The organism is Arthrobacter sp. BC5, from assembly GCF_056680255.1.
On record NZ_CM155273.1, the window covers coordinates 2,691,365 to 2,712,084 of the forward strand.

19 protein-coding genes are annotated in these 20,720 nt (G+C 64.8%); 10 read left to right on the forward strand and 9 right to left on the reverse strand.

Annotated features, from left to right (window positions below; all coding sequences use genetic code 11):
* Window positions 1-628 precede the first annotated feature (628 nt).
* The gene (locus AC1MFI_RS12575) at window positions 629-1,126 is read left to right on the forward strand and encodes a DUF7010 family protein (RefSeq protein ID WP_479817268.1); all 498 of its coding nucleotides are present in this window, start codon (window positions 629-631) and stop codon (window positions 1,124-1,126) included.
* Window positions 1,127-1,392: 266 nt separating this feature from the next.
* Here AC1MFI_RS12575 and AC1MFI_RS12580 read toward each other — a convergent pair whose 3' ends face one another.
* Window positions 1,393-2,415 (reverse strand): NAD-dependent epimerase/dehydratase family protein, encoded by a 1,023-nt coding sequence (locus tag AC1MFI_RS12580; RefSeq protein WP_479817270.1) that lies wholly within the window; start codon window positions 2,413-2,415, stop codon window positions 1,393-1,395.
* Window positions 2,416-3,187: 772 nt separating this feature from the next.
* Between AC1MFI_RS12580 and AC1MFI_RS12585 the strand changes: the two genes are divergently transcribed.
* Genes AC1MFI_RS12585 through AC1MFI_RS12605 form a run of 5 tightly spaced genes read left to right on the forward strand, consistent with a single transcriptional unit; the run spans window position 3,188 to window position 10,027 of the window.
* A complete protein-coding gene (locus AC1MFI_RS12585) occupies window positions 3,188-4,486 on the forward strand; it encodes an ABC transporter substrate-binding protein (RefSeq protein WP_479817272.1) in 1,299 nt (432 codons plus the stop codon).
* Window positions 4,487-4,495: 9 nt separating this feature from the next.
* Window positions 4,496-5,521: a carbohydrate ABC transporter permease gene (locus tag AC1MFI_RS12590; protein ID WP_479817274.1), complete on the forward strand. Its 1,026-nt coding sequence runs from the start codon at window positions 4,496-4,498 to the stop codon at window positions 5,519-5,521.
* Entirely contained in the window at window positions 5,521-6,393 is an 873-nt protein-coding gene (locus tag AC1MFI_RS12595) for a carbohydrate ABC transporter permease (RefSeq protein ID WP_479817276.1), read from the forward strand. Before AC1MFI_RS12590 ends, AC1MFI_RS12595 begins: the two co-directional genes overlap by 1 nt.
* Before the next feature lie 8 nt (window positions 6,394-6,401).
* On the forward strand, window positions 6,402-8,774 hold the full coding sequence (locus tag AC1MFI_RS12600) for a beta-xylosidase/alpha-l-arabinosidase (protein WP_479817278.1): 2,373 nt from the start codon (window positions 6,402-6,404) through the stop codon (window positions 8,772-8,774).
* Window positions 8,771-10,027, forward strand: a complete 1,257-nt coding sequence (locus AC1MFI_RS12605) for an endo-1,4-beta-xylanase (protein ID WP_479817280.1) — start codon at window positions 8,771-8,773, stop codon at window positions 10,025-10,027. The genes AC1MFI_RS12600 and AC1MFI_RS12605 overlap by 4 nt, the downstream gene beginning before the upstream one ends.
* Before the next feature lie 103 nt (window positions 10,028-10,130).
* Here the strand turns inward: AC1MFI_RS12605 and AC1MFI_RS12610 are convergent, their stop codons facing one another.
* Window positions 10,131-10,391, reverse strand: a complete 261-nt coding sequence (locus tag AC1MFI_RS12610; protein ID WP_479820972.1) for a hypothetical protein — start codon at window positions 10,389-10,391, stop codon at window positions 10,131-10,133.
* Here AC1MFI_RS12610 and arfA point away from each other — a divergent pair.
* Entirely contained in the window at window positions 10,278-11,783 is a 1,506-nt protein-coding gene (gene arfA / locus AC1MFI_RS12615) for an arabinosylfuranosidase ArfA (protein WP_479817282.1), read from the forward strand. The genes AC1MFI_RS12610 and arfA overlap by 114 nt on opposite strands.
* Here the strand turns inward: arfA and AC1MFI_RS12620 are convergent.
* From AC1MFI_RS12620 to AC1MFI_RS12630, 3 genes are all read right to left on the reverse strand, one after another.
* Complete coding sequence (locus AC1MFI_RS12620) at window positions 11,757-12,038, reverse strand: hypothetical protein (protein ID WP_479817284.1); 282 nt, start codon at window positions 12,036-12,038, stop codon at window positions 11,757-11,759. The two genes, arfA and AC1MFI_RS12620, sit on opposite strands and share 27 nt — an antisense overlap.
* A 96-nt stretch (window positions 12,039-12,134) precedes the next feature.
* Complete coding sequence (locus AC1MFI_RS12625; RefSeq protein ID WP_479817286.1) at window positions 12,135-12,611, reverse strand: hypothetical protein; 477 nt, start codon at window positions 12,609-12,611, stop codon at window positions 12,135-12,137.
* Complete coding sequence (locus AC1MFI_RS12630; RefSeq protein WP_479817288.1) at window positions 12,608-13,039, reverse strand: hypothetical protein; 432 nt, start codon at window positions 13,037-13,039, stop codon at window positions 12,608-12,610. Before AC1MFI_RS12630 ends, AC1MFI_RS12625 begins: the two co-directional genes overlap by 4 nt.
* 337 nt (window positions 13,040-13,376) lie before the next feature.
* Between AC1MFI_RS12630 and AC1MFI_RS12635 the strand changes: the two genes are divergently transcribed.
* Together AC1MFI_RS12635 and AC1MFI_RS12640 are read left to right on the forward strand one after the other, a co-directional pair.
* On the forward strand, window positions 13,377-13,991 hold the full coding sequence (locus tag AC1MFI_RS12635) for a hypothetical protein (protein ID WP_479817290.1): 615 nt from the start codon (window positions 13,377-13,379) through the stop codon (window positions 13,989-13,991).
* Between the two features lie 116 nt (window positions 13,992-14,107).
* Window positions 14,108-14,608 carry a hypothetical protein gene (locus AC1MFI_RS12640; protein WP_479817292.1) on the forward strand — a complete coding sequence of 167 codons (501 nt, stop codon included), beginning with the start codon at window positions 14,108-14,110 and terminating at the stop codon, window positions 14,606-14,608.
* A 402-nt stretch (window positions 14,609-15,010) separates the two neighbouring features.
* Here AC1MFI_RS12640 and AC1MFI_RS12645 read toward each other — a convergent pair whose 3' ends face one another.
* Window positions 15,011-16,219 (reverse strand): AI-2E family transporter, encoded by a 1,209-nt coding sequence (locus AC1MFI_RS12645; RefSeq protein ID WP_479817294.1) that lies wholly within the window; start codon window positions 16,217-16,219, stop codon window positions 15,011-15,013.
* 616 nt (window positions 16,220-16,835) lie between these two features.
* On the opposite strand from AC1MFI_RS12645, the gene AC1MFI_RS12650 reads away from it, so the two are divergent.
* Window positions 16,836-17,435 (forward strand): DUF305 domain-containing protein, encoded by a 600-nt coding sequence (locus AC1MFI_RS12650; RefSeq protein WP_479817296.1) that lies wholly within the window; start codon window positions 16,836-16,838, stop codon window positions 17,433-17,435.
* Window positions 17,436-17,668: 233 nt separating this feature from the next.
* On the opposite strand, the gene AC1MFI_RS12655 is transcribed toward AC1MFI_RS12650, so the two are convergent.
* The 3 genes from AC1MFI_RS12655 to AC1MFI_RS12665 all read right to left on the reverse strand — a co-directional run bounded on the left by AC1MFI_RS12655 (window position 17,669) and on the right by AC1MFI_RS12665 (window position 20,719).
* Window positions 17,669-19,081 carry an MBL fold metallo-hydrolase gene (locus AC1MFI_RS12655; protein ID WP_479817298.1) on the reverse strand — a complete coding sequence of 471 codons (1,413 nt, stop codon included), beginning with the start codon at window positions 19,079-19,081 and terminating at the stop codon, window positions 17,669-17,671.
* A 487-nt stretch (window positions 19,082-19,568) separates the two neighbouring features.
* Entirely contained in the window at window positions 19,569-19,910 is a 342-nt protein-coding gene (locus AC1MFI_RS12660; RefSeq protein WP_479817300.1) for a rhodanese-like domain-containing protein, read from the reverse strand.
* A gap of 50 nt (window positions 19,911-19,960) precedes the next feature.
* On the reverse strand, window positions 19,961-20,719 hold the full coding sequence (locus AC1MFI_RS12665) for a sulfite exporter TauE/SafE family protein (RefSeq protein WP_479817302.1): 759 nt from the start codon (window positions 20,717-20,719) through the stop codon (window positions 19,961-19,963).
* Between the last annotated feature and the right edge of the window lies 1 nt (window position 20,720).

Genomic DNA, 20,720 nt, shown 5'->3' on the forward strand with positions numbered 1-20,720 from the left:
TCGATGGTGGCAGCAAATCTGCCGTGTGATTCGGCTTGAGAACCTGTGTGGGAGGCGAGGTGGAACCGAGTCTAGTGACAGGTGACTTCGTGCAGGCCCGGACAAACCGGACAACGCACCCGCCAACAGCCAGCGGTGCAACAGCCCTCCGCGCCAGCCGAGAACGAAGATCAGTCCGCTCCACCCCAGCACGACGAGTAACAGTGCGACCAGACCACACAGCGCCGACGCGAGCCGAACCCGCTGCCCTGTCGAAGGGCTGGCGAGCTTTGGGGACGACGTCATCGCGAAAGCATACCCACCACCCAAGATTCTCACTGGCTGTGGATGCGAGGGGGAGGGGTGAGTCACCGCAGCGTATCTCGCCCAGCAATTCTTTGACCGGACCGGTTGCCTTGCTCGATCGTGGGGCAACAAAAACCCGATATCATGAGCTGGCTATAGCCGGCGTGGCTTCCGAAGGTGCAACTGCCGGCACATTTCGCTTCGCGGGTTTCGGGTGGGGCTAGCCAGCCGGGGTGTGATCTGGGAGGCTCCCTCAGTGAGAGATACCAGCACGCGTCATCAATCGTCGACCGGCGCACCTCCGAGGTTCGCGGACCCACGGCGAACAGGGACTCTCATCGGGTTGATCGGCGCCTGTGTCTTCGTCTTCTCCTACACGCCCGGGTTCTCCGATCCAGCAGCGGTTGGGGCGCGCCTCCTCACCATCGCGGCAGTCACTGCAACCCTGTGGTTTCTCTTCGCCGTCCCACGCTTCCTGGGTTCCTTCGTCCCTCCTCGCGGATGGCACGTCGGGGTGTACGTTCTGTGCGTGATCGGGGAGTTCGCGCTGATAGCGGTCGGCAGCCGGTGGCTCGGAACGATGGGCAGGCTCGAGCAACGGCCCGCATTGATCGCCCTCGTCGTCGGCCTGCATTTCCTGCCCTTCGCCTGGGCATTCAAGGAGCGCATGTTCTACACGCTGGGCGGGGTCCTTATCAGTCTCGGTGCTCTGGGCCTTCTCATGGGCACCCAGGCCAGCGCTCTCGGAGCGGCTGTCACATCAGGGCTGTGCATGGCGTTGATCCTGCTGACCTACAGCCTGGGTTTCTTCGCCCCGCGGCGACGAACCGAGAACACCTGAGGGGCATGAGCCCTCATTGCCACAAGGATCCCCTGCGTGGACGTATCGCATGTCCCGGCAGGGGTCGAGCGGATTCAGCATCTGCGGTGGTTCTGCCTTCAGGTGCTGTCTCAGCAGTGTGTCTCGCCTCGTTCATTCTCAACGAACCAGAACAAGCCTTTCATGAGCTTGAGGGAGGTCGGATGGGAAGTATCGGGTACGCCAGGGTGAGGTCTGGTCAGCTCCGGTGACTCCCGGGTGGTTCGGCCGGGAGTGCGGTCGAGGTGTCAGAGAGGACGCGGTGCGTACGCTTCGGCGAGCCGGTCCATCAGGGCGTCCATGTGGGCGTCCACGGATCGGCGTGCCGGGTCCGAGTCATGCCAGGCAATCATTTCCCGAGCACCCTGACTGAAGGGGATGCTGGCGGTGAGCCCGGGGACGAGGGAGCGGATCTTCGTGTTGTCGAAGATCATCGTGTGCGACTTGTCGCCCAAGAGGCCCGCGCCCCATTCACGGTCGGCTTCGGCGATGGAGTCTGAGGCGACATGGACCAGGACAGGGTCCGGGACGCCGGCAGCGGCCGCGACCTGGGCGTAGATCTGATTCCACGACGGAGTCTCCTGACCGGTGATGTGCACGGCTTCACCAATCGCGGAGGTGTTTCCGAGCAGACCTGTGAACCCTTTTGCGAAATCGCGGCTGTGGGTGATCGTCCACAGCGATGTTCCGTCTCCGGGCACGATGACGGGTCGCCCGGCGCGCATACGTTCGACAACCGTCCATCCTCCGTCGAACGGGATCAGCGTTTCATCGTAGGTGTGAGAGGGACGGACGATCGTGACGGGGAATCCCTCTTCGCGGTAGGCGGCAGTGAGCAGGTCCTCACAGGCAATCTTGTTGCGCGAATACTCCCAGAAGGGATTCCTCAACGGAGTGGATTCCAGTATGGGCAGGTGCGTTGGCGGTGTCTGATAAGCCGATGCCGAGCTGATGAAGACGTATTGTCCGGTGCGTCCGGCGAATATCTCGATGTCCTGCTTCACCTGCTCGGGAGTGAAGTTGACCCAGCTGACCACGCAGTCGAAGTTGTGACCAGTTATGGCGTCGGAGACGGCCTGCTTGTCCCGGGAATCCGCGACCAAGGTGGTGACAGCCTCGGGTACCTGGCGCAGGTTGTTGATCCCGCGGTTGAGAAGATAGACGTCCATCCCTGCGTCGACGGCCTGTCTCGTGCAGGAGGCGCTGATGATTCCGCTGCCGCCGATGAAAAGTACTTTCAAGCCCTGCATGGTTTTCTCCTGGTGGTTCATCCGACCCCGCCTGTTGTAAGTTCGCTAACGATACGCCGCTGATCGTGCAGAACGAGGATCACCCGTTGCTGCGGGTCGTGATGCGCGATGCGCCGGTACAACGTTGCGAGGAACAGGATCGCGACGTCGAGGGACGGGCTTCACCTCAGTCTCGGCCGGTCAGCCGCAACTGGCGCGGTCGGACTCTCACGGACGACGAGCCGCGTTGCGGGTCCGTCCGCGGGATGGTTTCGAGGGTGCGCCTACTCCTGCGACTTCGCTTCCGTCGCAAGACAGGCGAAGACGAGCACCATCCCGACCGGGTGCCGGCGGGGCGCCGGTCATCCAGGCCGGGGACAGGGAGTGGCGGTCATCCGCCTCGGCACGTACGACGATCGAATCGTCGGTGCGAGCGAAACTTTCGACTCCGCGGATGATCTCCATGGCCCAGGTTGTGTCGAGGTGGGGGAGAACGAGGTCGATCAGGGTGCCCCGGTCAGGCAGGCCTGGGCGTCATGGATATTCCTGCCTGTAGAGGAGCCCTTCGATACCTGCCTGCGCCTGCGCGGACACGTCCGACCGTCCCTTGAGGACTTTGGCGACCGTGGAGCGCGAAAACACGGCCTCATCGGCTGATCCATGAGCTTGACCCTGCGACCTGAAGCGACCATGAGGATCCGATTTCTATCTGTTTGTTGCGGAAAACACTTGCGTTTCACCGGGCCACTGTTACGCTCGCACCATACTAATCGCTTTCGACGCAGATGTCGAAACTTTCGAGAGGCGTTCAAAGATGAACAAGCTTAGTATCAAAAAGCTGCTGACCGTCGGGGCGGCGACAGCAATCGCCCTCGGCGGCCTGTCCGCATGCGGCTCCGAGGGTGGAGCAACAGAAGATGGCGACGTCACCATGACGTTCTGGCACAACTCGACGACGGGTGCAGGCAAGGCGCACTGGGAGAAGACGGTCGCAGCCTTCGAGGAGGCAAACCCTGGCGTCACGATCGACATCCAGTCCATCCAGAACGAGGAGATGGACGGGAAGCTCCAGACGGCGCTGAACTCCGGTGATGCACCCGACATCTTCATGGCGCGCGGCGGCGGCAAGCTTGCGGATGTCGTTGCGGCCGGCCAGGCCCTGGACATCACGGATTCCATCGACGAGGCCACCAGGGCCGCGGTGCCCGAAAGCGTCTTGGACGCTTTCGCGGTCGACGGCAAGATTTACGGAATGCCGACCGCCTTGCTGCCTGGGGGCATCTACTACAGCGGAGACCTCTTCACCCAAGCGGGCGTTGAGGGAACACCGACGACCATGGACGAGCTCGGTTCCGCCGTTGACAAGCTCAAGGGTGCAGGAATCGACCCCATCGCAGTCGGCGCGAAAGATGCCTGGCCTGCAGCGCACTGGTACTACTTCTTCGCAGTTCGAGCCTGCTCGCAGGACGCTCTCGACACGGCCGCCGAAACCATGGAGTTCGACGACCCGTGCTGGCTGGAGGCCGGCGATAACCTGCAGGAATTCGTCGACACGCAGCCGTTCAACAACGGATTCCTCACCACCTCGGCGCAGCAGGGAGCAGGCAGCTCTGCAGGTCTCCTTGCGAATCACAAAGCAGCGATGGAACTCATGGGCGCATGGAACCCAGGTGTCATCGCTTCGCTGACTCCTGATGAGAAGCCGCTGCCTGACCTGGGCTGGTTCCCGTTCCCTGAGGTCGACGGCGGCGAGGGTGAGCCTGGCGCAATGATGGGCGGCGTCGATGGATTCACCTGCTCCGCTCAAGCACCGAAAGAAGAGTGCACCGCGTTCCTGAACTTCTTCATGCAGCAGGAGCACCAGGAAGGCTACGCGGAAGCGTTCCAGACGATCCCCGCCAACCAGGACGCCCAGGCAGCTGTCACTGACCCGGCGCTCCAGTCGATCCTCCAGGCGTACAACGACGCACCGTACGTCACGGTGTGGCTCGACACGCTGTTCGGACAGAACGTCGGAAACGCGCTCAACAAGGGTGCTGTCGACCTGTTCGCCGGTCAGGGCACAGCTGAAGACATCGTCTCTGCTCTGAACGACGCAGCGGCCAAGGGATAGCAGCAGATCATGATTGAACCTGCAGGGGGTCCTCCGTTGTTGACGGAGAAGCAGCCGCCGCGGGGCACGGTCACGGCAGGGGATGGCGCTCACGCGGCGTCCCCTGCCGCACCGCGGCCCAGACGGCGTCCAGCTGACTGGCGCAAGCGCCTCGAGATCACGCTTCTGGCCGGGCCGGCGATCGTCGTCTTCGTCAGCTTCGTGATCTTCCCGGTCGTCCTCGCCGGCTACTACGGTTTCTTCCGCTGGAAGGGCTTCGGGCCGGCCACCGACTTCGTCGGTTTCGAAAACTACATGATCATCTTGCAGGACAGCGCGTTCCACGACGTGCTGCGCCACAACGGGTTCATCCTGGTGCTCTCCCTGGTCCTCCAGGGACCCATTGCGATCGTCCTCGCGCTCCTGCTCAACCAGAAGATCCGTGGCCGCTCGCTCATCCGCGTGCTCATCTTCGTCCCGTACATCATCTCCGAGGTCATCGTCGGGATCGGCTGGGGTCTCATGCTGCAGACCTCCGGTTCCGTCAACGGGCTGCTCGAGAGCATCGGGTTGGGAGCTCTCCAGAGAGACTGGCTCTCTGATCCGAGCATCGCCATCTGGTCCCTGATGGTGATCATCTCGTGGAAGTACATCGGCTTCGCCGTCATCCTCTTCCTTGCCGGATTGCAGAGCATCCCGGACGAATTGTTCGAGGCGGCCGCGATCGACGGCGCCAGCTACTGGCAGATCCAGCGCACCATCACGCTGCCGCTCCTCGGGCCGACCGTGCGGATCTGGGCGTTCCTGTCGATCATCGGCTCGCTGCAGTTGTTCGACCTGGTCTTCATCATCTGGGGCCAGTACGTCGCCTCGACTGCGGGGACCTCGACCATGGCCACCTACATGGTCGCCAACGGGCGCACGTCGGGCAACTTCGGCTACGGCAGTGCTGTCGCCGTCGTCATGTTCCTGATCTCCCTCGTCATCGCATTGATCTACCAGCGGTACGTTCTCTCACGCGACACCGCCGGTGCCCTCACAGAAGGAAAGAAGTGATGGCTGTTCTCGACGCTCCCACGCGCCTGCACAAGAAACGTCCACCGAGTGACCGCCAGGAGTGGGGCAGTCCGGCGACCTACTTCATCGCCTTCGTCTTCATCGCACTCTGTCTCGGACCCGTCATCTACATCATCCTCGGCGGGTTCCGCGACAACTCGCAGATCACCAATTCGCCCGCGGGCTTCCCGAACCCGTGGAATTTCGACAACTACGCTGAGGTGCTCGCGAGTCCGACCTTCTGGCAGCAGGTCGGCAACTCGGCGATTGCCGGGATCGCTACGACCATCGGTGTGGTGACGCTCGGCCTGATGGCGAGCTTCATCCTCGCTCGATACAGGTTTGCCGGTCGCGGCGCGATGTATTCACTGTTCGCCGCCGGGCTCATGTTCCCGATGACCGTGGCGATCACGCCGCTCTACATCCTCGTCAGGGACCTGGGCCTGATGAACAGCCTGGCCGGCGTGATTCTCCCGCAGATCGCCTTCGGCTTGCCGGTGACGATCATCATCCTGGTGCCGTTCCTCAAGGCCATCCCCGATGAGATCGAAGAGGCGGCGTCGATCGACGGCACCAGCCGGCTGGGCTTCTTCTTCCGGATGGTCGTTCCTCTGTCGCTGCCGGGCGTGGTGACGACGGGCATCCTTGCCTTCGTGGCGAGCTGGAACAGCTACCTTCTGCCGCTGTTCATCCTCGGTGACCAGGCGACGTACACCCTGCCGCTCGGCGTTCAGGCGTTCGCTTCGCAGTATTCGGTGGACACGGCAAAGGTACTCGCCTTCACCTCACTGTCCATGATTCCGGCACTGATATTTTTCACGCTGTTCGAGCGTCGCATCGTCGGCGGACTCACCGGCGCCGTCAAAGGTTAGGACTCCCCTTGAGCACCACGACACCCACGACGACCACGCCGGCCTGGCACGACGTGACCGCATCCGCTTCCGACCGCGTCGAAGCACTCCTCAACGAGCTCACGCTCGAGGAGAAGATCGCCCAGCTGTTCGGCGTCTGGGTCGGCGCGTCCAATGAGGGCGGCGACGTTGCCCCGCATCAGAACGACATGGACGACGTCGTCGACCTCGATGCCCTTCTGCCGAACGGGCTCGGCCAGTTGACTCGGCCGTTCGGCTCGGCGCCGGTCGACCCGGCGCTCGGGGCACTGTCCCTCCTCCGCAGCCAGCGCCGGATCGCGGCATCCAACCGGTTCGGCATCCCGGCTGTTGCTCATGAAGAGTGCCTCGCCGGCTTCGCCACCTGGGGGGCGACCGCCTATCCGGTGCCCCTCGCCTGGGGGGCCTCGTTCAATCCGGGGCTCATCGAGCGGATGTCACACCGCATCGGGTCGGACATGCGTTCGGTCGGCATCCACCAGGGCCTCGCCCCGGTGCTCGACGTGGTGCGGGATGCCCGCTGGGGTCGCGTCGAAGAGACTATCGGTGAGGACCCGTATCTCATCGGCACCATCGGAACGGCGTACGTCCGTGGTCTCGAGTCCGCAGGAATCATCGCAACTCTCAAGCACTTCGTCGGATACTCGGCGTCGAAAGCCGGCCGTAACCTCGCGCCGGTCTCGGTCGGTCCGCGTGAACTCGCTGACGTTCTGCTCGTCCCGTTCGAAATGGTCATGCGGGAAGGCCGGCCGCGTTCGGTCATGCACTCCTATACCGACATCGACGGCGTGCCATCGGCGGCTGACGAGTCGCTGCTCACCGGAGTCCTGCGTGACACCTGGGGTTTCGACGGCACCGTCGTGGCCGACTACTTCGGGATCGCCTTCCTCAAACTGCTTCACGGCGTCGCGGGTTCGTGGGGCGAGGCCGCTGCTCTCGCGCTCACCGCGGGCGTGGACGTCGAACTGCCGACGGTGAAGACCTTCGGTGCGCCGCTGGCTGAAGCGGTCCGGTCGGGCGGCCTGCCCGAGGCCGTCATCGATCGTGCCCTCCGGCGTGTGCTGCGCCAGAAGGTCGACCTCGGACTGCTTGATCCTGACTGGGATGCCACGCCCGCAGCGTTGCGGGGGGTCGACGTGGACGACGCGGAAGGCATCCGCGGCACCATCGACCTGGACAACGCCGGCAATCGGGCGGTTGCCCGCGAGATCGCCGAACAATCCGTCGTGCTTGTGAGCAACGACGGGACCCTTCCGCTCGCCGCCCCGCGCCGGATCGCTGTCGTCGGGCCGACGACCGACGACCCCTTCGCCGTTCTCGGCTGCTACTCGTTCCCGGCGCATGTCGGCGTGCAGCATCCTGACACACCCCTCGGCATCAAACTGCCGACCCTGCTGGAGAGCCTCCGCATCGAGTTTCCCGAAGCCGACATCGACTACGTGCCAGGCACGACGATCGACGGAGGAGAAACCGCCGGGATCCCCGCGGCGGTCGATGCTGCAAGGCGGGCGGACGTCGTCATCGTCGCCCTCGGCGACCGGGCCGGGCTTTTTGGCCGCGGCACGAGCGGTGAGGGCTGCGACGTCGAGTCGCTCCGTCTGCCAGGTGCCCAGCAAGACCTTCTCGACGCCGTTCTGGCAACATCGACTCCTGCCGTCGTCACCCTGCTCGCTGGACGACCGTACGCGCTGGGATCCGCTGTCACGGGCGCCGGCGCGATCGTGCAAGCGTTCTTCGCAGGAGAAGAAGGAACCGCCGCGCTCTCCGGCATCCTCTCCGGCCGGGTCAATCCGAGCGGACGCCTGCCTGTCAGCATCCCGGCCTCAGAGGGAACGCAACCGTCCACATACCTGGCCGCTCCTCTGGCGCGCTCCAACGGAGTATCGAACATCGACCCTACCGCGGCCTTCGCGTTCGGGCACGGGATCGGGTATACGACCTTCGAATGGAGCGCCGGCCAGCACGGGCCGGATACGGTCGGAGTCGACGGCACGGCGACCCTCGGCCTTCGTCTCCGCAATACCGGGGACCGTTCCGGGACGGAAATCGTCCAGATCTACGTCCACGATCCGGTCGCGTCAGTGGTGCGCCCGGTGCAGCGTCTGGTCGGTTTTCAGCGCGTCGACCTGAAGCCGGGCGAATCCGTCGAGTTCTCGATACACGTTCCCGTAGATGTCACCGGCTTCACGGGCCGGAACGGCCAGCGGGTCGTCGAACCGGGAGAGATCATCCTTGGTCTCGGAGCGTCGAGCACCGACCTGCGGATCACGCACTCGGTGCAACTCTCCGGTGAAGCCCGCGTCGTGGGCTTCGACCGGGCCTTCCACCCGAGGTTCGACGAGATCGCACGGAGCGCCTCATGAGCGTCGATCACCGCCGGGTGACCGCGCAGGTCACCGTGCTGGACGCCGTCGGCAACCCTGTGCGCAATGCGGATGTCACTGTCGAACAGCAGCGCCATGACTTCGCCTTCGGCAACATCGGTTTCGACTTCATCCCGCTCGCCAATGGGGAGACCGAGCAGGATGCCGCGGAGGAACCCGTTTTCGGCGGGGCCGGACTCGCCGGCCTGCGGGAGCTCGAGACGATGTGGCTCGACCTCTTCAATACTGCGACCCTTCCATTCTACTGGCAAGGTTTCGAGCCGACCCGCGGCAAGCCTGACACCCGAAGACTTCTCCGGACCGCCTCGTGGTTCGCTGAGCACGGCGTGACGGTGAAGGGGCATCCGCTGACCTGGCACACGCTCGCGCCCGAGTGGCTCGCCGGTCTGCCGGTGGCCGAGATCGAGCAGCTGCAACGCGAGAGGATCCGACGCGAGGTGACCGACTTCTCCGGGGTCATCGACACGTGGGACGCCATCAACGAAGTGGTCATCATGCCCGTGTTCACTGCGGAGGAAAACGGCATCACCCGGCTTGCGCAGAGCATTGGTCGCGTGCCCATGATTCAGCTCGCGTTCGAGGAAGCTCGCGCCTCGAACCCTTCGGCGACGCTCGTCCTGAACGACTTCGACCTGTCGAGCGACTACGAAGCTCTGATCGAACACGTGCTTGATGCGGGGATCGCCGTGGACGCGATCGGCCTGCAGACGCACATGCATCAGGGGTATTGGGGAGAAGAGACCATGCTCGCGATGGTCGACCGATTCGCCCGCTTCGGGCTGCCCCTCCATCTGACCGAGACGACCCTGCTGTCGGGGGACCTCATGCCGCCGGAGATCGTCGACCTCAACGACTATCAGATCCCATCCTGGCCATCGACGCCCGAGGGAGAGGCCAGGCAAGCGGACGAGATCGTCCGCCACTATCGCTCACTCGTGGGCCACCCGGCCGTACAGGCCATCACGTACTGGGGGTTCACCGACGACGGAGCGTGGCTCGGTGCGCCGGGCGGGTTTGTTCGCGCCGACGGCACGCCGAAACCCTCGTTCCACGCACTGCAATCGCTGGTCAAGGGCGAATGGTGGCTGCCGCGAACGTCGATGCGCACGGATCATGACGGACGCTTGTCCATCACGGGCTTCTTCGGTGATTACGTGATCAAGCGCGACGGGCAGAGTGCGCCGGTCTCGCTCTCGCGGGGGCGTGAAACGGCCACCGTCCACTTCCGCTGACTCTGGCGTGATCGCGCCACAGAGCCTACCCACACCCACCCGACAAGCCGTCACATGGTCCTGAACCGGGCCGTCCTCGTGGTCCGTGAAACCGGTGGTGAGTTCAGGCGGTCGTTGCAACACCCTTGTCGATGCGAGGTGTTGTGCGTGGAGTCGATGGAGGAACGGATTGATCAGGAGCCGTGCCTTTGCCGCGCTCCTGGGCTCCGAGGAAAAAGTCTTCATACGTATTCATGGACAGGATGATGTTGTGACCAATGCACGTATTGTCATTGAGCGTTCGGCGGTCGTTGCGCCCCTGAACCGTAGGATCTTCGGTTCGTTCGTAGAGCACCTCGGCCGGTGTGTGTACGGCGGGATTCATGAGCCGGATCATCCCACGGCTAACGAGGACGGGTTCCGGCTCGACGTGGTCGAGTTGGTCAAAGAGCTCGGCTCGACGACGATCCGCTACCCGGGCGGCAACTTCGTCTCCGGCTACCGGTGGGAAGACGGTGTGGGCCCACGCGATCAACGCCCGGTACGCCGTGACCTCGCGTGGCATGCTCTGGAGTCGAACCAGGTGGGCATCGACGAGTTCGCCCGCTGGTGCAAACTCACCGGATCCGAGCTGATGATGGCCGTGAACCTCGGGACCCGCGGGATCGACAGTGCCCTCGACCTCCTGGAATACGCCAACCACCCGTCAGGAACGGCACTGAGCGACCAACGCATCGCCAACGGCGCGGTTGAGCCCTACGACATCCGCATGTGGTGCCTCGGGAACGAGATGGACGGACCCTGGCAGACCGGATACATGAGCGCCGACGCTTACGGTCAAATCGCTGCCCGCACCGCGCAGGCCATGAAAGCGGCGGATAAAACCCTGGAACTCGTAGCCTGTGGGTCCTCCGGCTCCTCGATGCCCACCTTCGGCGACTGGGAGCGCATCGTGCTCGAACACGCCTATGAACACGTGGACTACATCTCCTGCCACGCCTACTACCAGGAGCGCGGCGGCGACCTCGCTTCTTACCTCGCCTCGTCATTGAACATGGAGTACTTCATCCAGGCCGTCGTCGCCGCCGCCGATCACGTCAAACACAAAGTGCGCAGCGACAAGACCATCAACCTGTCCTTCGACGAGTGGAACATCTGGTACCTCGACGAGCACCAAGCCTCCGGCGAGGTCAACGACGAGTGGACGTACGCGCCCCGCCAACTCGAGGACGTCTATTCCGTCGCCGACGCCGTAGTGCTCGGCAACCTCATGATCACCCTGCTCAAGAACCACGACAGAGTCGCGTCTGCGTCCCTGGCGCAACTGGTCAACGTCATCGCGCCGATCATGACCGAACCAGGTGGTGCTGCATGGCGTCAAAGCACCTTCTTCCCGTTCTCGGTCACCGCACGCCTGGCCCGCGGCGAGATCCTTCGCCCCACCATCGAGGTAGACACCTATCAGACCTCCGTCTACGGCCCGGCGCCCCTCGTCGACGCCGTGGCAACAACGGATACAGAGGCCGGCTCGTCGGCGGTGTTCCTCGTGAACCGCAGCCAAACCGAATCGATCGAAGTCTCGATCGACATCACCGATCTTGATGCCACCACCATCACCGAGGCGCTCACCCTGCACGATGACGACGTCTACGCGAAGAACACCTTCGAGGACCAGAACCGGGTCGGCCTCAAACCACTCGACGGCGTCTCGGTCGACGAAGGGACACTCACCCTGACGCTCCCACCCGTGTCATGGACAGCCATCAGCCTGACCTAGTTGCCCGTTGACGGGTGCCCGGATGTAGAGCGCGGCAGGATCGACAGGGGAGATACCGGCGCCGTCGACTATCGGCACTGTTCCCTGAACATCGACGCTAGCCCCGAGAAGAACTGTGCCGTCCTTCAGGTCGAGCCAGTCAGCAGCTGTAGCCGCCAGCACCCCGAGGAACACCTCGAATTCCGGGTGGAGCAGGACCAGATCCTGGCGGGCGGTCTGCAGATCGTCCTGTGCCTGGGTGGTTCTCGTGGTCATTTCTCCGCATCGTGACGCTGACCAGTTGTTAGGAGGTCCAGGAGAACGATTCGGGTTCTGCCTGAAGCCTGAGTCGGGTCGTTGGTGCGTCGAGCGTTAGTCGGGGAGGTACGGGCGGAAGCGTTCGAGTGTGCCGTCGTGTACGGGGACGAGAAGGTCCGTGGTCAGCTCGCCTGCTGCCGCCGTGATCGTCGTCATCGCGCCGGGCGCGTCACCGACCGAGGTGAGTGTGGTCTCGTTGTCCTCGAACCGGTATTCGTCCTGCGCGGCGACGGTGATGATCACCTGGTCATCGGCATCACTGATTGTCACCTCGACCGGTTGGTCGGATCCGTTCTCGAGGGTTCCGAGGAGGCGACCTGGTCCTCCTTCCTCGGAGGCGACGAGCAGGATGCTCAGGAGGTCCACGTCTCCGACCGATCCGTTCTCGCCGACAGCAGTGACATCCTCGTCCACGGAGGGCGATGAGCACGAGATCAGGGCACACAGGACCGCTGACATGGCCGCTGTATACCCGATCCGCCGCTGCATGGAGCGTGCGTGGTACTGCCTGCGATGGGTGGGGGACGTCATGATGACCTTTCCAGCGGCTCGACGTCCTCGGCCATGACGACGAGGTCCTCTTCGTACTCGACGACGAAGTCCGACTCGTTGTCGTCGAAGCTGATGCCTTCTTCCTCGATGTCTGCGAGGAGGAAGTTCCTGACGGTTCCGGTGACCTGGACGTTGTCGCCTTCTTCGAGCCCGTCGCTGAGGCCGGTGCCGACGATCAGGGTCTCGTTCTCGCCGACGCTGAAGACGTTCGGGCCGACGATCTCCTGCACCTCGGCCTGCACGGTGACGGTCTCGCCGAGGATCGCTGCCTCCGCGGTCGGGCCTGCCTCTTCGGCTTCCTGCACGACGGTCTCCTCGGCGCACCCGACGAAACCGAGGGCGGCAAACGGGAGCACCGCGGCGACGGCGACCCGGCGGGTCCAGGGAATGTTCTGTGAGATGGACATGATGACTCCTTCAGGCGGAAGCGGCAGTGACGCATCTGCTTCCCCGCCGTGATTGTGTGCGGTTCCTTCACGTCCCTTCGACCGTAAGGAGGCTGATCAACCATCTGCAATCCGCCGTTATCGGATCGGAACCGCCCTGTGATGTCTTCCCCGTGCCGTCGTGATGTTTGCCCGGGATCGTGATCGGCCCGTGACCCTGCGCCGACTTTCGGTTGACCTCTCCGATCGGCCGGGAACAGGGTTGAAGGGACATCGAGCCGAAGGGCCCTCGCTCAGGACGACGCAGGATGACGACGTCGTCGCGGCCGGGACCTGCCACCAGGAACGAGGAGAACCGATGACCAAGCCAATGACCGGGCGGACGACCGGGTGGACGAAGAACCGTGTGCGGAGGACGAACAGGGTACGTAGAGCGGCGGCAGGAGTGGTCCTGCCGGTCGCGCTGTTGGGCGCGAGCGCCTGTTCCGGCGCCGAGGGCGAGGACGAGTTGCCGGCGATCGTGGAGACCACGGACGAGGCCCTCGAGGAGGACTCGGGTGCAGTGGGCTCGTTCGGGGACTACACGGGGGTGTACGACCGCGAGTTCTACGACGACGTCGAGTTCTACGTGGGTGAGGAGGTCACGATCGCAGCGGTCGTGGGCGAGGCGGTGTCCTCGACCGTGTTCACGATCACCGACGTCGCTCCCGCCCAGGACGTGGAAGATGATCCCGTCGATATCGACGAGGTCGTGATCGAGCCGCTATTGGTGGTCCACGGGGAGGAGATCCCAGGGCTCGTTCCCGGGACCCCTGTCGGCGTCGTCGGCGTGGTGCGGGAGGAGTTCTACCGGGAGACGGTCGAGGAGGAGCTCGGCACGGACCTCGACGACGCGGCCTTCGAACGGTGGGAGGAACAGCCCTACATCGAGCTCGTCCGGGCCGAGGCCCTCGGGGAAGCAGGGCAGTCCTGATGGGCGGCGCGGAGCAGGTTCCCGGTCCCACACCTGAGCGCTCCGGCAGGTCGGCAGCCGGGCATCGTACGAAGGCAGCGCCGTCGTCAGGAAGCGGCTGGAAATGGTTGGTGGCCATGCTCGTCGGGGCTGTGACGAGCATCGTCCTCGCTGTCGTGAACGGGCTGCAACTGGCCTCCCTCGAACGCGCCCTCGGAGGTGTGAGCACCCCCGAGACCCAGGCCGACGGGTACGACGTCGGATACATCGAACTCGTCCGGTCCCGGCTCACCGATGAGCTGCTCGAACGGTACGGTGCATCCCACTACCTGTGGGACATGCTCTTTCCCCTCGTGTTCGCAGCGACGCTCGTCCTGCTGATCGCCCGGATCTGCGCCGGCCGGAAACGGCTCTACCTGCTGGTGATAGCCCCCGTGCTCTTCGCCGTCGTCGATATCGTCGAGAATCTGACCCTCGAATCGCTCGTCACCGGTGCGGCCCCGGACCCCGCCGTCGTGGGGCTCGCATCCGCCCTGACCACTGCGAAGTTCGTCCTCTTCGGGCTCAGCCTTGCCTGCGCCCTCCTGGCGCTGCTGACAAGACCGGAGCCATCGCCTGCGACCGCGCACCGGCCCTGAATCACATCGGCCGAACCCAGCGCCTCGATCGGGCCCCTCCACGGCCGCAATCATCCGATTCAACCCGCCGGACTGGCAGACGTGCGGGCTGGTCAGGGTGATACCCCAGCCTCGGCGGGGCGGGACCCGCGGCCGGGTCTTCCGTTCCACTCCTTGACGGCCGCCCACACCACCGCGCGGGCGGGGACGGCGAGGACGGCGCCCTGAGGAAGAGGAACAGGACGACCAGTGTCAGGAGTACGGCAGTGAAACCATTCGCGAGCATCGACAGTGCTCGCAGGGCGTGACCGACGGAAAGGCCGAAGAAAGAGGCAATCGCACTGTGCCGTGCCTGCCACAACTCCTCCTCGGTGAAGGGCAGGGCGTGGGCGCGGCGTCCTCCACTGCAGAACCATCGGCGTTCTAGCGGTCGGTGCCGGTGTCGGTGTCGTCCTTCCTGTCGGGAAGTGCCTCCTGGCGGGAGGCGACGGCCGGGCGGTCCTCGAGGTGCTGGCTGGAACGATCGACGTCGTCGCGTTCGTGCCCGAGCGCCCCGCGGTCCTTCTCGGCGAGGCTGGTAGGCCCGTGTCCCTGTTCGTCCAGGAGGGTTTGCGTTTCGGCGTCGATGATCTCGTCATCGCTGATGTCCTCGTCCCGTTCGCTGTTCCACGCCTTGATGCCCGCCCAGGCCACCGCGGTGAGGGGTACGGAGAGGATGGCGCCGATAATGCCCGCGAGGACGGTTCCTGCGGTGAGAGCGACGAGGATGACCAGCGGGTGGACGCTGAGCGTGTGTCCCATGACGACCGGTTGCAGGAGGTTGCCTTCGAGCTGATTCACGAGGATCACGACGCCGATGACGATCAGGGCGGTGGTGGGCCCGTTCGTGACGAGGGCGACGAGAGTCGCCAGGGCGCCTGCGAGGGTGGCCCCGACGATCGGGATGAACGCGCCGATGAACACCACGGCTGCCAGCGGAAGGGCCAGGGGTACGCCGAGGATCAGCAGGGCCAGGCCGATGAACACGGCGTCGACGGCGGCGACGATCGCCGTGCCGCGCACGTATCCGCCGAGCACGGCGATGCCCTGGTCACCGACGCGTCGAGCCTTCACCAACCGGGTACCCCTGAACGCGCGAAGGATGAACGCCCAGATCTTCTCGCCGTCCTTGAGGAAGAAGAACAGGATGACGATCATCAGCAGGGCGCCGGTGAGGAAGCTCGTGGCCATACTGAGGCCGGTCAGGGCCGTGCTCCCGGCGGTGGAACTGGTCGCGAAGTCCACGACCGCGTTGCGGGCGTCCTGCAGTTGCCCGTCGTCGACGGGCAGGGGCCCCTCCTGGATGAATTCCAGCAGCTGATCCACGCCCTCGGCCGCGCTGTTGGCGAGGGTCCCGGCCTGACCCAGCACTGCGAATACGACACCGGTGACCAGTCCGCCGATGAGCACCAGGAGCGTCAGGAACGCTGCCGCAGTCGCCAGGGAACTGTTCAGGCCCTTCCGCCTGAGCCAGGACACGAACGGGCCGATCGCGCAGGCGAGGATCAACGCGATCAGCAGGGGGATCACGACCAGACGCACTTGGACCAGGGCGTAGACCGCCGTCGTGAACAGAACCAGGACCAGTAACACCTGCCCCGAACGCAGGGCCGCCCTACCCAGCGGTCCCGCCCATGCAGCCAGGGCCTCATCAGTCGGTTCTGACCTGCCCAGGGACCCATGCCTTCGGGACGATGCTGAATACGAGGTGCCGGGTGTCCTAGGTGAAGGGGTAGTCATGGGTGGACCTTTCAGCGGTATGGATGGAGGGTTTTCACGGCGGTACCAGGTGCTCTGGACGTGCTTCCCTGGCTACCGTAGTGCGATCGCCGAACGGTACCTACCCGAAAGCCACCCGCTCGATGACGGCACATGGGTCGGGTGGCTGTTGCACGAGAAGTTCCTCGACACCAGGTGCCGGCTGACAACTGATCTTCAGTGATGGTCCGCCTCGTGTAGTCGGGAAGAACGCGCTACGAGGCGGGCCTTACGCGCCCTAGAGGCGCTGTCCGGTTGTGTCGGATCGACGAGCAGGCGAAACGTCAACAAGAATTTGCGACGTCTTTTCCGTCGACTCGACGCATGCGTCACCGGCAGGGTTATGGGCTGAACCTGCGCGGAACCAGGGCCCTCTGCGTCTGGCGGCGAGATGGTGCACGGTGAGTAGCCCTCCAGGACCAAGACCAGGCCAGGAACGAAGGAGTGGAAGATGTCGCACACCGGACAGGAACATTCAGGGGATCAGCACCACACCGGCCGTCAGTCGCACGGCTCCAAGGCCATGTACCTCCGGTTCGGGGCGATGATCCTGACGGCGATGGTCGTCATGTACGCCGCGATGTTCGCCGGCACGTACGAATGGGCTCACGTGCGGTGGAGCGAGAGCCGGATGTTCATGGCCCTGACGATGGGCGGGACCATGGGTCTGGTCATGCTCGCATGGATGCTCAACATGTATCGGAACACGAAGGCGAATGTCGTCGTCGTCGTCGCGAGTCTGCTGCTCCTTGGTACCGGGGTGTTCCTCGACAGGAGTCAGACGACCGTGCAGGACACGGCCTACCTGTCCGCGATGATTCCCCATCACTCCCTGGCGATCACGCGCTCCGAGCGGGCAGAACTCTCGGATGTGCGCGTATGCCGGCTTGCCGCCGAAATCAGCGAAGCGCAGCGCCGCGAGATCTTCGAGATGGACTGGCTCATCCAGGACATCGAAGCCAACGGTGAGGCAGAAACGGTGGAAGCAGCCGATGCCCGCCCGATCCCGGAGTACGACGTCGCAGCTGAACGCCGATGCCCTCCGGAATGACGTCAGATCGGATCCGCCGCACTGGGTAGCTCCGCGATGTCCGCCAGGATGTCGATCCCGCCGAGTTACGAGACCGCGGTACTGGTGAGTTCGTTGCAGAACGCGTCGTCGATCACGTCACCGGGTAGCGTGACCGCTTTGCTGCCGGAATGAAAGAGCCCGGACGCGTGTGGGGGCGGGCCCGGGCTCAGTGCCCGGAGCCGGTGGAGGCCGGCCCCGGGCGGTCTAGGGGACTACTTTCCGGCGGGTACGTCCTGGCGGGACTGCTGGTATGCGTTCCAGGCGCTGTAGCTGCCGTCGAGTTCGACGATGTCGTACCCTGCGCGGCGGAGGGCGCTGGCGGCGACGGAGTTCCGCAGCCCGCTCTGGCAGTAGGTGACGATCGTCCCTTCGGTGGGGAGTTCGTCGAGGTGCCACATGACCCGGCCACCGTTGAGCTGGTGAGCTCCGGGGACGTGGCCGGCGTTGTGTTCGGTGCGGTTGCGGACGTCGAGGATCATCGCGGCGTCGACCTCTGCGAGGTCTTCGGGCTGCACGAGGGCGGGCGTGGTGGTGGGCAGCCCGTCGAGGCTGGTGACGTACCCGGCGACGTTGTCGATGCCGACGCGGACGAGGTGGTCCCAGATCTCCTGTGCGTGGTCCTGGCGGGTGGCGAGCAGGACGAGCGGGTTCTTGTCCGTCTCGGAGTTCACGACCCACGCCCCGTAGGTCGCGATCGCGGCGCTGGCCGGGATGTTCAAGGAGCGCTCGACCGTCCCGGCGTGGACCTCGTCCGCGGAGCGGGTGTCGATGAACGTCAGCGTGTCCGCGGCGAGATCCCTGGCGAGCTGATCCTGGTCGAGTTCGGCCAGAGGCGCACGTTCTCCCATGACGGCCGGTCCCTCACGATTCTCGCGCTTCATCCGACTGAAGTAGGCGTGCGCGTCGGGCTGGCCGTCGAGGAGTTCGTCGATGAAGCCCTGCTCGTCATTCGCGGCCAGATACGGGCCCCACCAGGAGTACAGCCTCTCGTAGCCGACGGTGGAGGACGGGATGGCGCCGAGGGCCTTGCCGCAGGCACTGCCTGCGCCGTGTGCGGGGTGGACCTGCACGTAGTCGGGCAGGGTCAGGAACTTCTCCTGCAGGCTCTTGAACAGCTGCTTCGCACCCTCGAAGCGGGTGTCGACGCCACCGGCGGCTTCGTCCAGCAGATCCGGGCGGCCGAGGTCGCCGGAGAACACGAAGTCACCCGAGAGCAGGTAACCGGGCTTGTCGCTGAACGCGCCGTCGGTGACGAGGAAGGACAGGTGCTCGGGCGTGTGTCCAGGGGTGTGGACAGCCTCGATGCTGATGTTGCCGACCGTGATCGTGTCGCCGTCGAAAAGGCGGGTCGCGTCGAAGGCGTACTGCCAGTCCGGTCCGCCTTCCCCTGAAACGTAGATCTCGGCTCCGGTCGCGGCCGCGAGTTCGCGGGTACCGGAGAGGTAGTCGGCGTGGATGTGGGTCTCGGTGACGGCCACGATCCTCATATTGTTCTTCGCGGCAAGGTCCTGGTAGACGGCGATGTCGCGTCGGCCGTCGACGACGACCGCGGTGCCGTTGGCCTGGCAGCCAATGACGTAACTGGCCTGGGCGAGGTCTTCGTCGTAGATGCGTTCGATCAGCATGTGGTGGTCCTTTCGGTTCGGGGAGGCGGAATACCCAGGGGGGTATATTTCTGCTTTCCAGAGTAATACCCCCGGGGGTATGCCGCAAGGTGGGGGAGGATGTGGAGAGGGGGTGCATGCCCGGGCCCGGGACGGGCCGGGCCCGGGGCACGCACCCGGTTTTCGGGGTCGGTCGCCGGGCCCCTGGCGGCTTGTCCGGTGCATCCGGGCGATCTGGCTGCTGCGTGCGACGCCGGGCCGGAGTCCGGCCAAACTGCCGGCTGTGATGGTGTGCAACGGCTCGGGCGGGTCCTGGCGGTCATGCCACCAGCCATGGTGTCGGCGGGAATCATGCCTTCGACGACTTCGAGGTCCTCACGGATGTCGAGGATCCGGGACGTGAACCGGCGCTGTTCGTCTTAGGTGACGGTGGTATCGGCCATGAGGTTCCCTGCTTGGAGGCGACATCCGGGGTGGAGCTTCTGGTGCCTGTGGAAGGTGCTGCCGGCTAGCGGACGGGTTCGCCGGCCTGGCGCCACGCGGCCATGCCGCCGCGCACCGAGTACGCGTCGTATCCTTGGGCGGCGAGAAGCCGGGCTGCCGAGGCGGAGCGCACTCCCGAAGCGCACATGGCGATGACGGGCTGGTCTCTCCGGATTCCGGCGGTACTGCCCTGCAGTCGGTCCAGGGGGACATGCCTGGCCTGCGGTGCGTGGCCCGTCCGCCATTCCTGGGCAGATCTGACGTCGATGAGCGTGGCCCCGGAACCCAGGAGTTCCGTGGTTTCGGCTACCGAGACAATTTTAAAGGGCTTGCTGAAGGCCTTCCTGAGGGAATCGATCAGTTCCATTGTGTTCTCCTACTCGATCGTGTCGGGCGGGTGTCAGGGGGCGGGCGGCGTCAGCCGGTGAGAGTGCTGACTGTGACCCACGCTGCGACGGCGAAGATGAGGACCGCGAATGAGATGCGGATGTGCTTGTCGTGCAGGCGGCGGGCGAGCCCTGCGGCGATGAATGATCCGGCGATGGCGGGAATCGCGAACGTCACGGTGGTGGCCCAGTCGATGGTGTAGCCGGTGGCGTGGGCGCTGAAGCCGGCGGCGGAGTTGATGACGATGATCGCCAGGGACGTTCCGACGGCCTGTTTGATGCGCAGGCCCAGGAACATGGTCAGCGCGGGGGTGATGAGGAAGCCGCCGCCCACACCGAGCAGCCCGGTGAGGAATCCGACGAGAAGTCCTACGCCCACGGCCTTCGGTGCGCAGGACCGAAGGGATCGGCTCGCGCCGGTGCTGCAGGACCCCTCGCTCTCGCGGGGTGTGCTGAGCATCCGGATGCCCGCCAGCACCATGATGACGGCGAAGGCGAGCATCAGGAGGTTGGGGTCGAGCAGTTGGCCGATCGCCGCGCCGGCCCAGGCTGCCGGGATGCCGGCGACTCCGACCATGATGATCACGGGCCAGTTCAGGCCCCCGCGGATCCGGGGGAGCAGGGCGGCCAGCGAGGACACGCCCACGACGAGCAGTGAGGTGGGAATGGCCTGGGCGGGGCTCACCCCGACGCCATACACCAGGGCCGGAACGGCGATGATCGATCCGCCGCCGCCAACGACACCCAGAACGATACCGACGACGAGCCCCAGTCCCAGGGCCGGGACCATG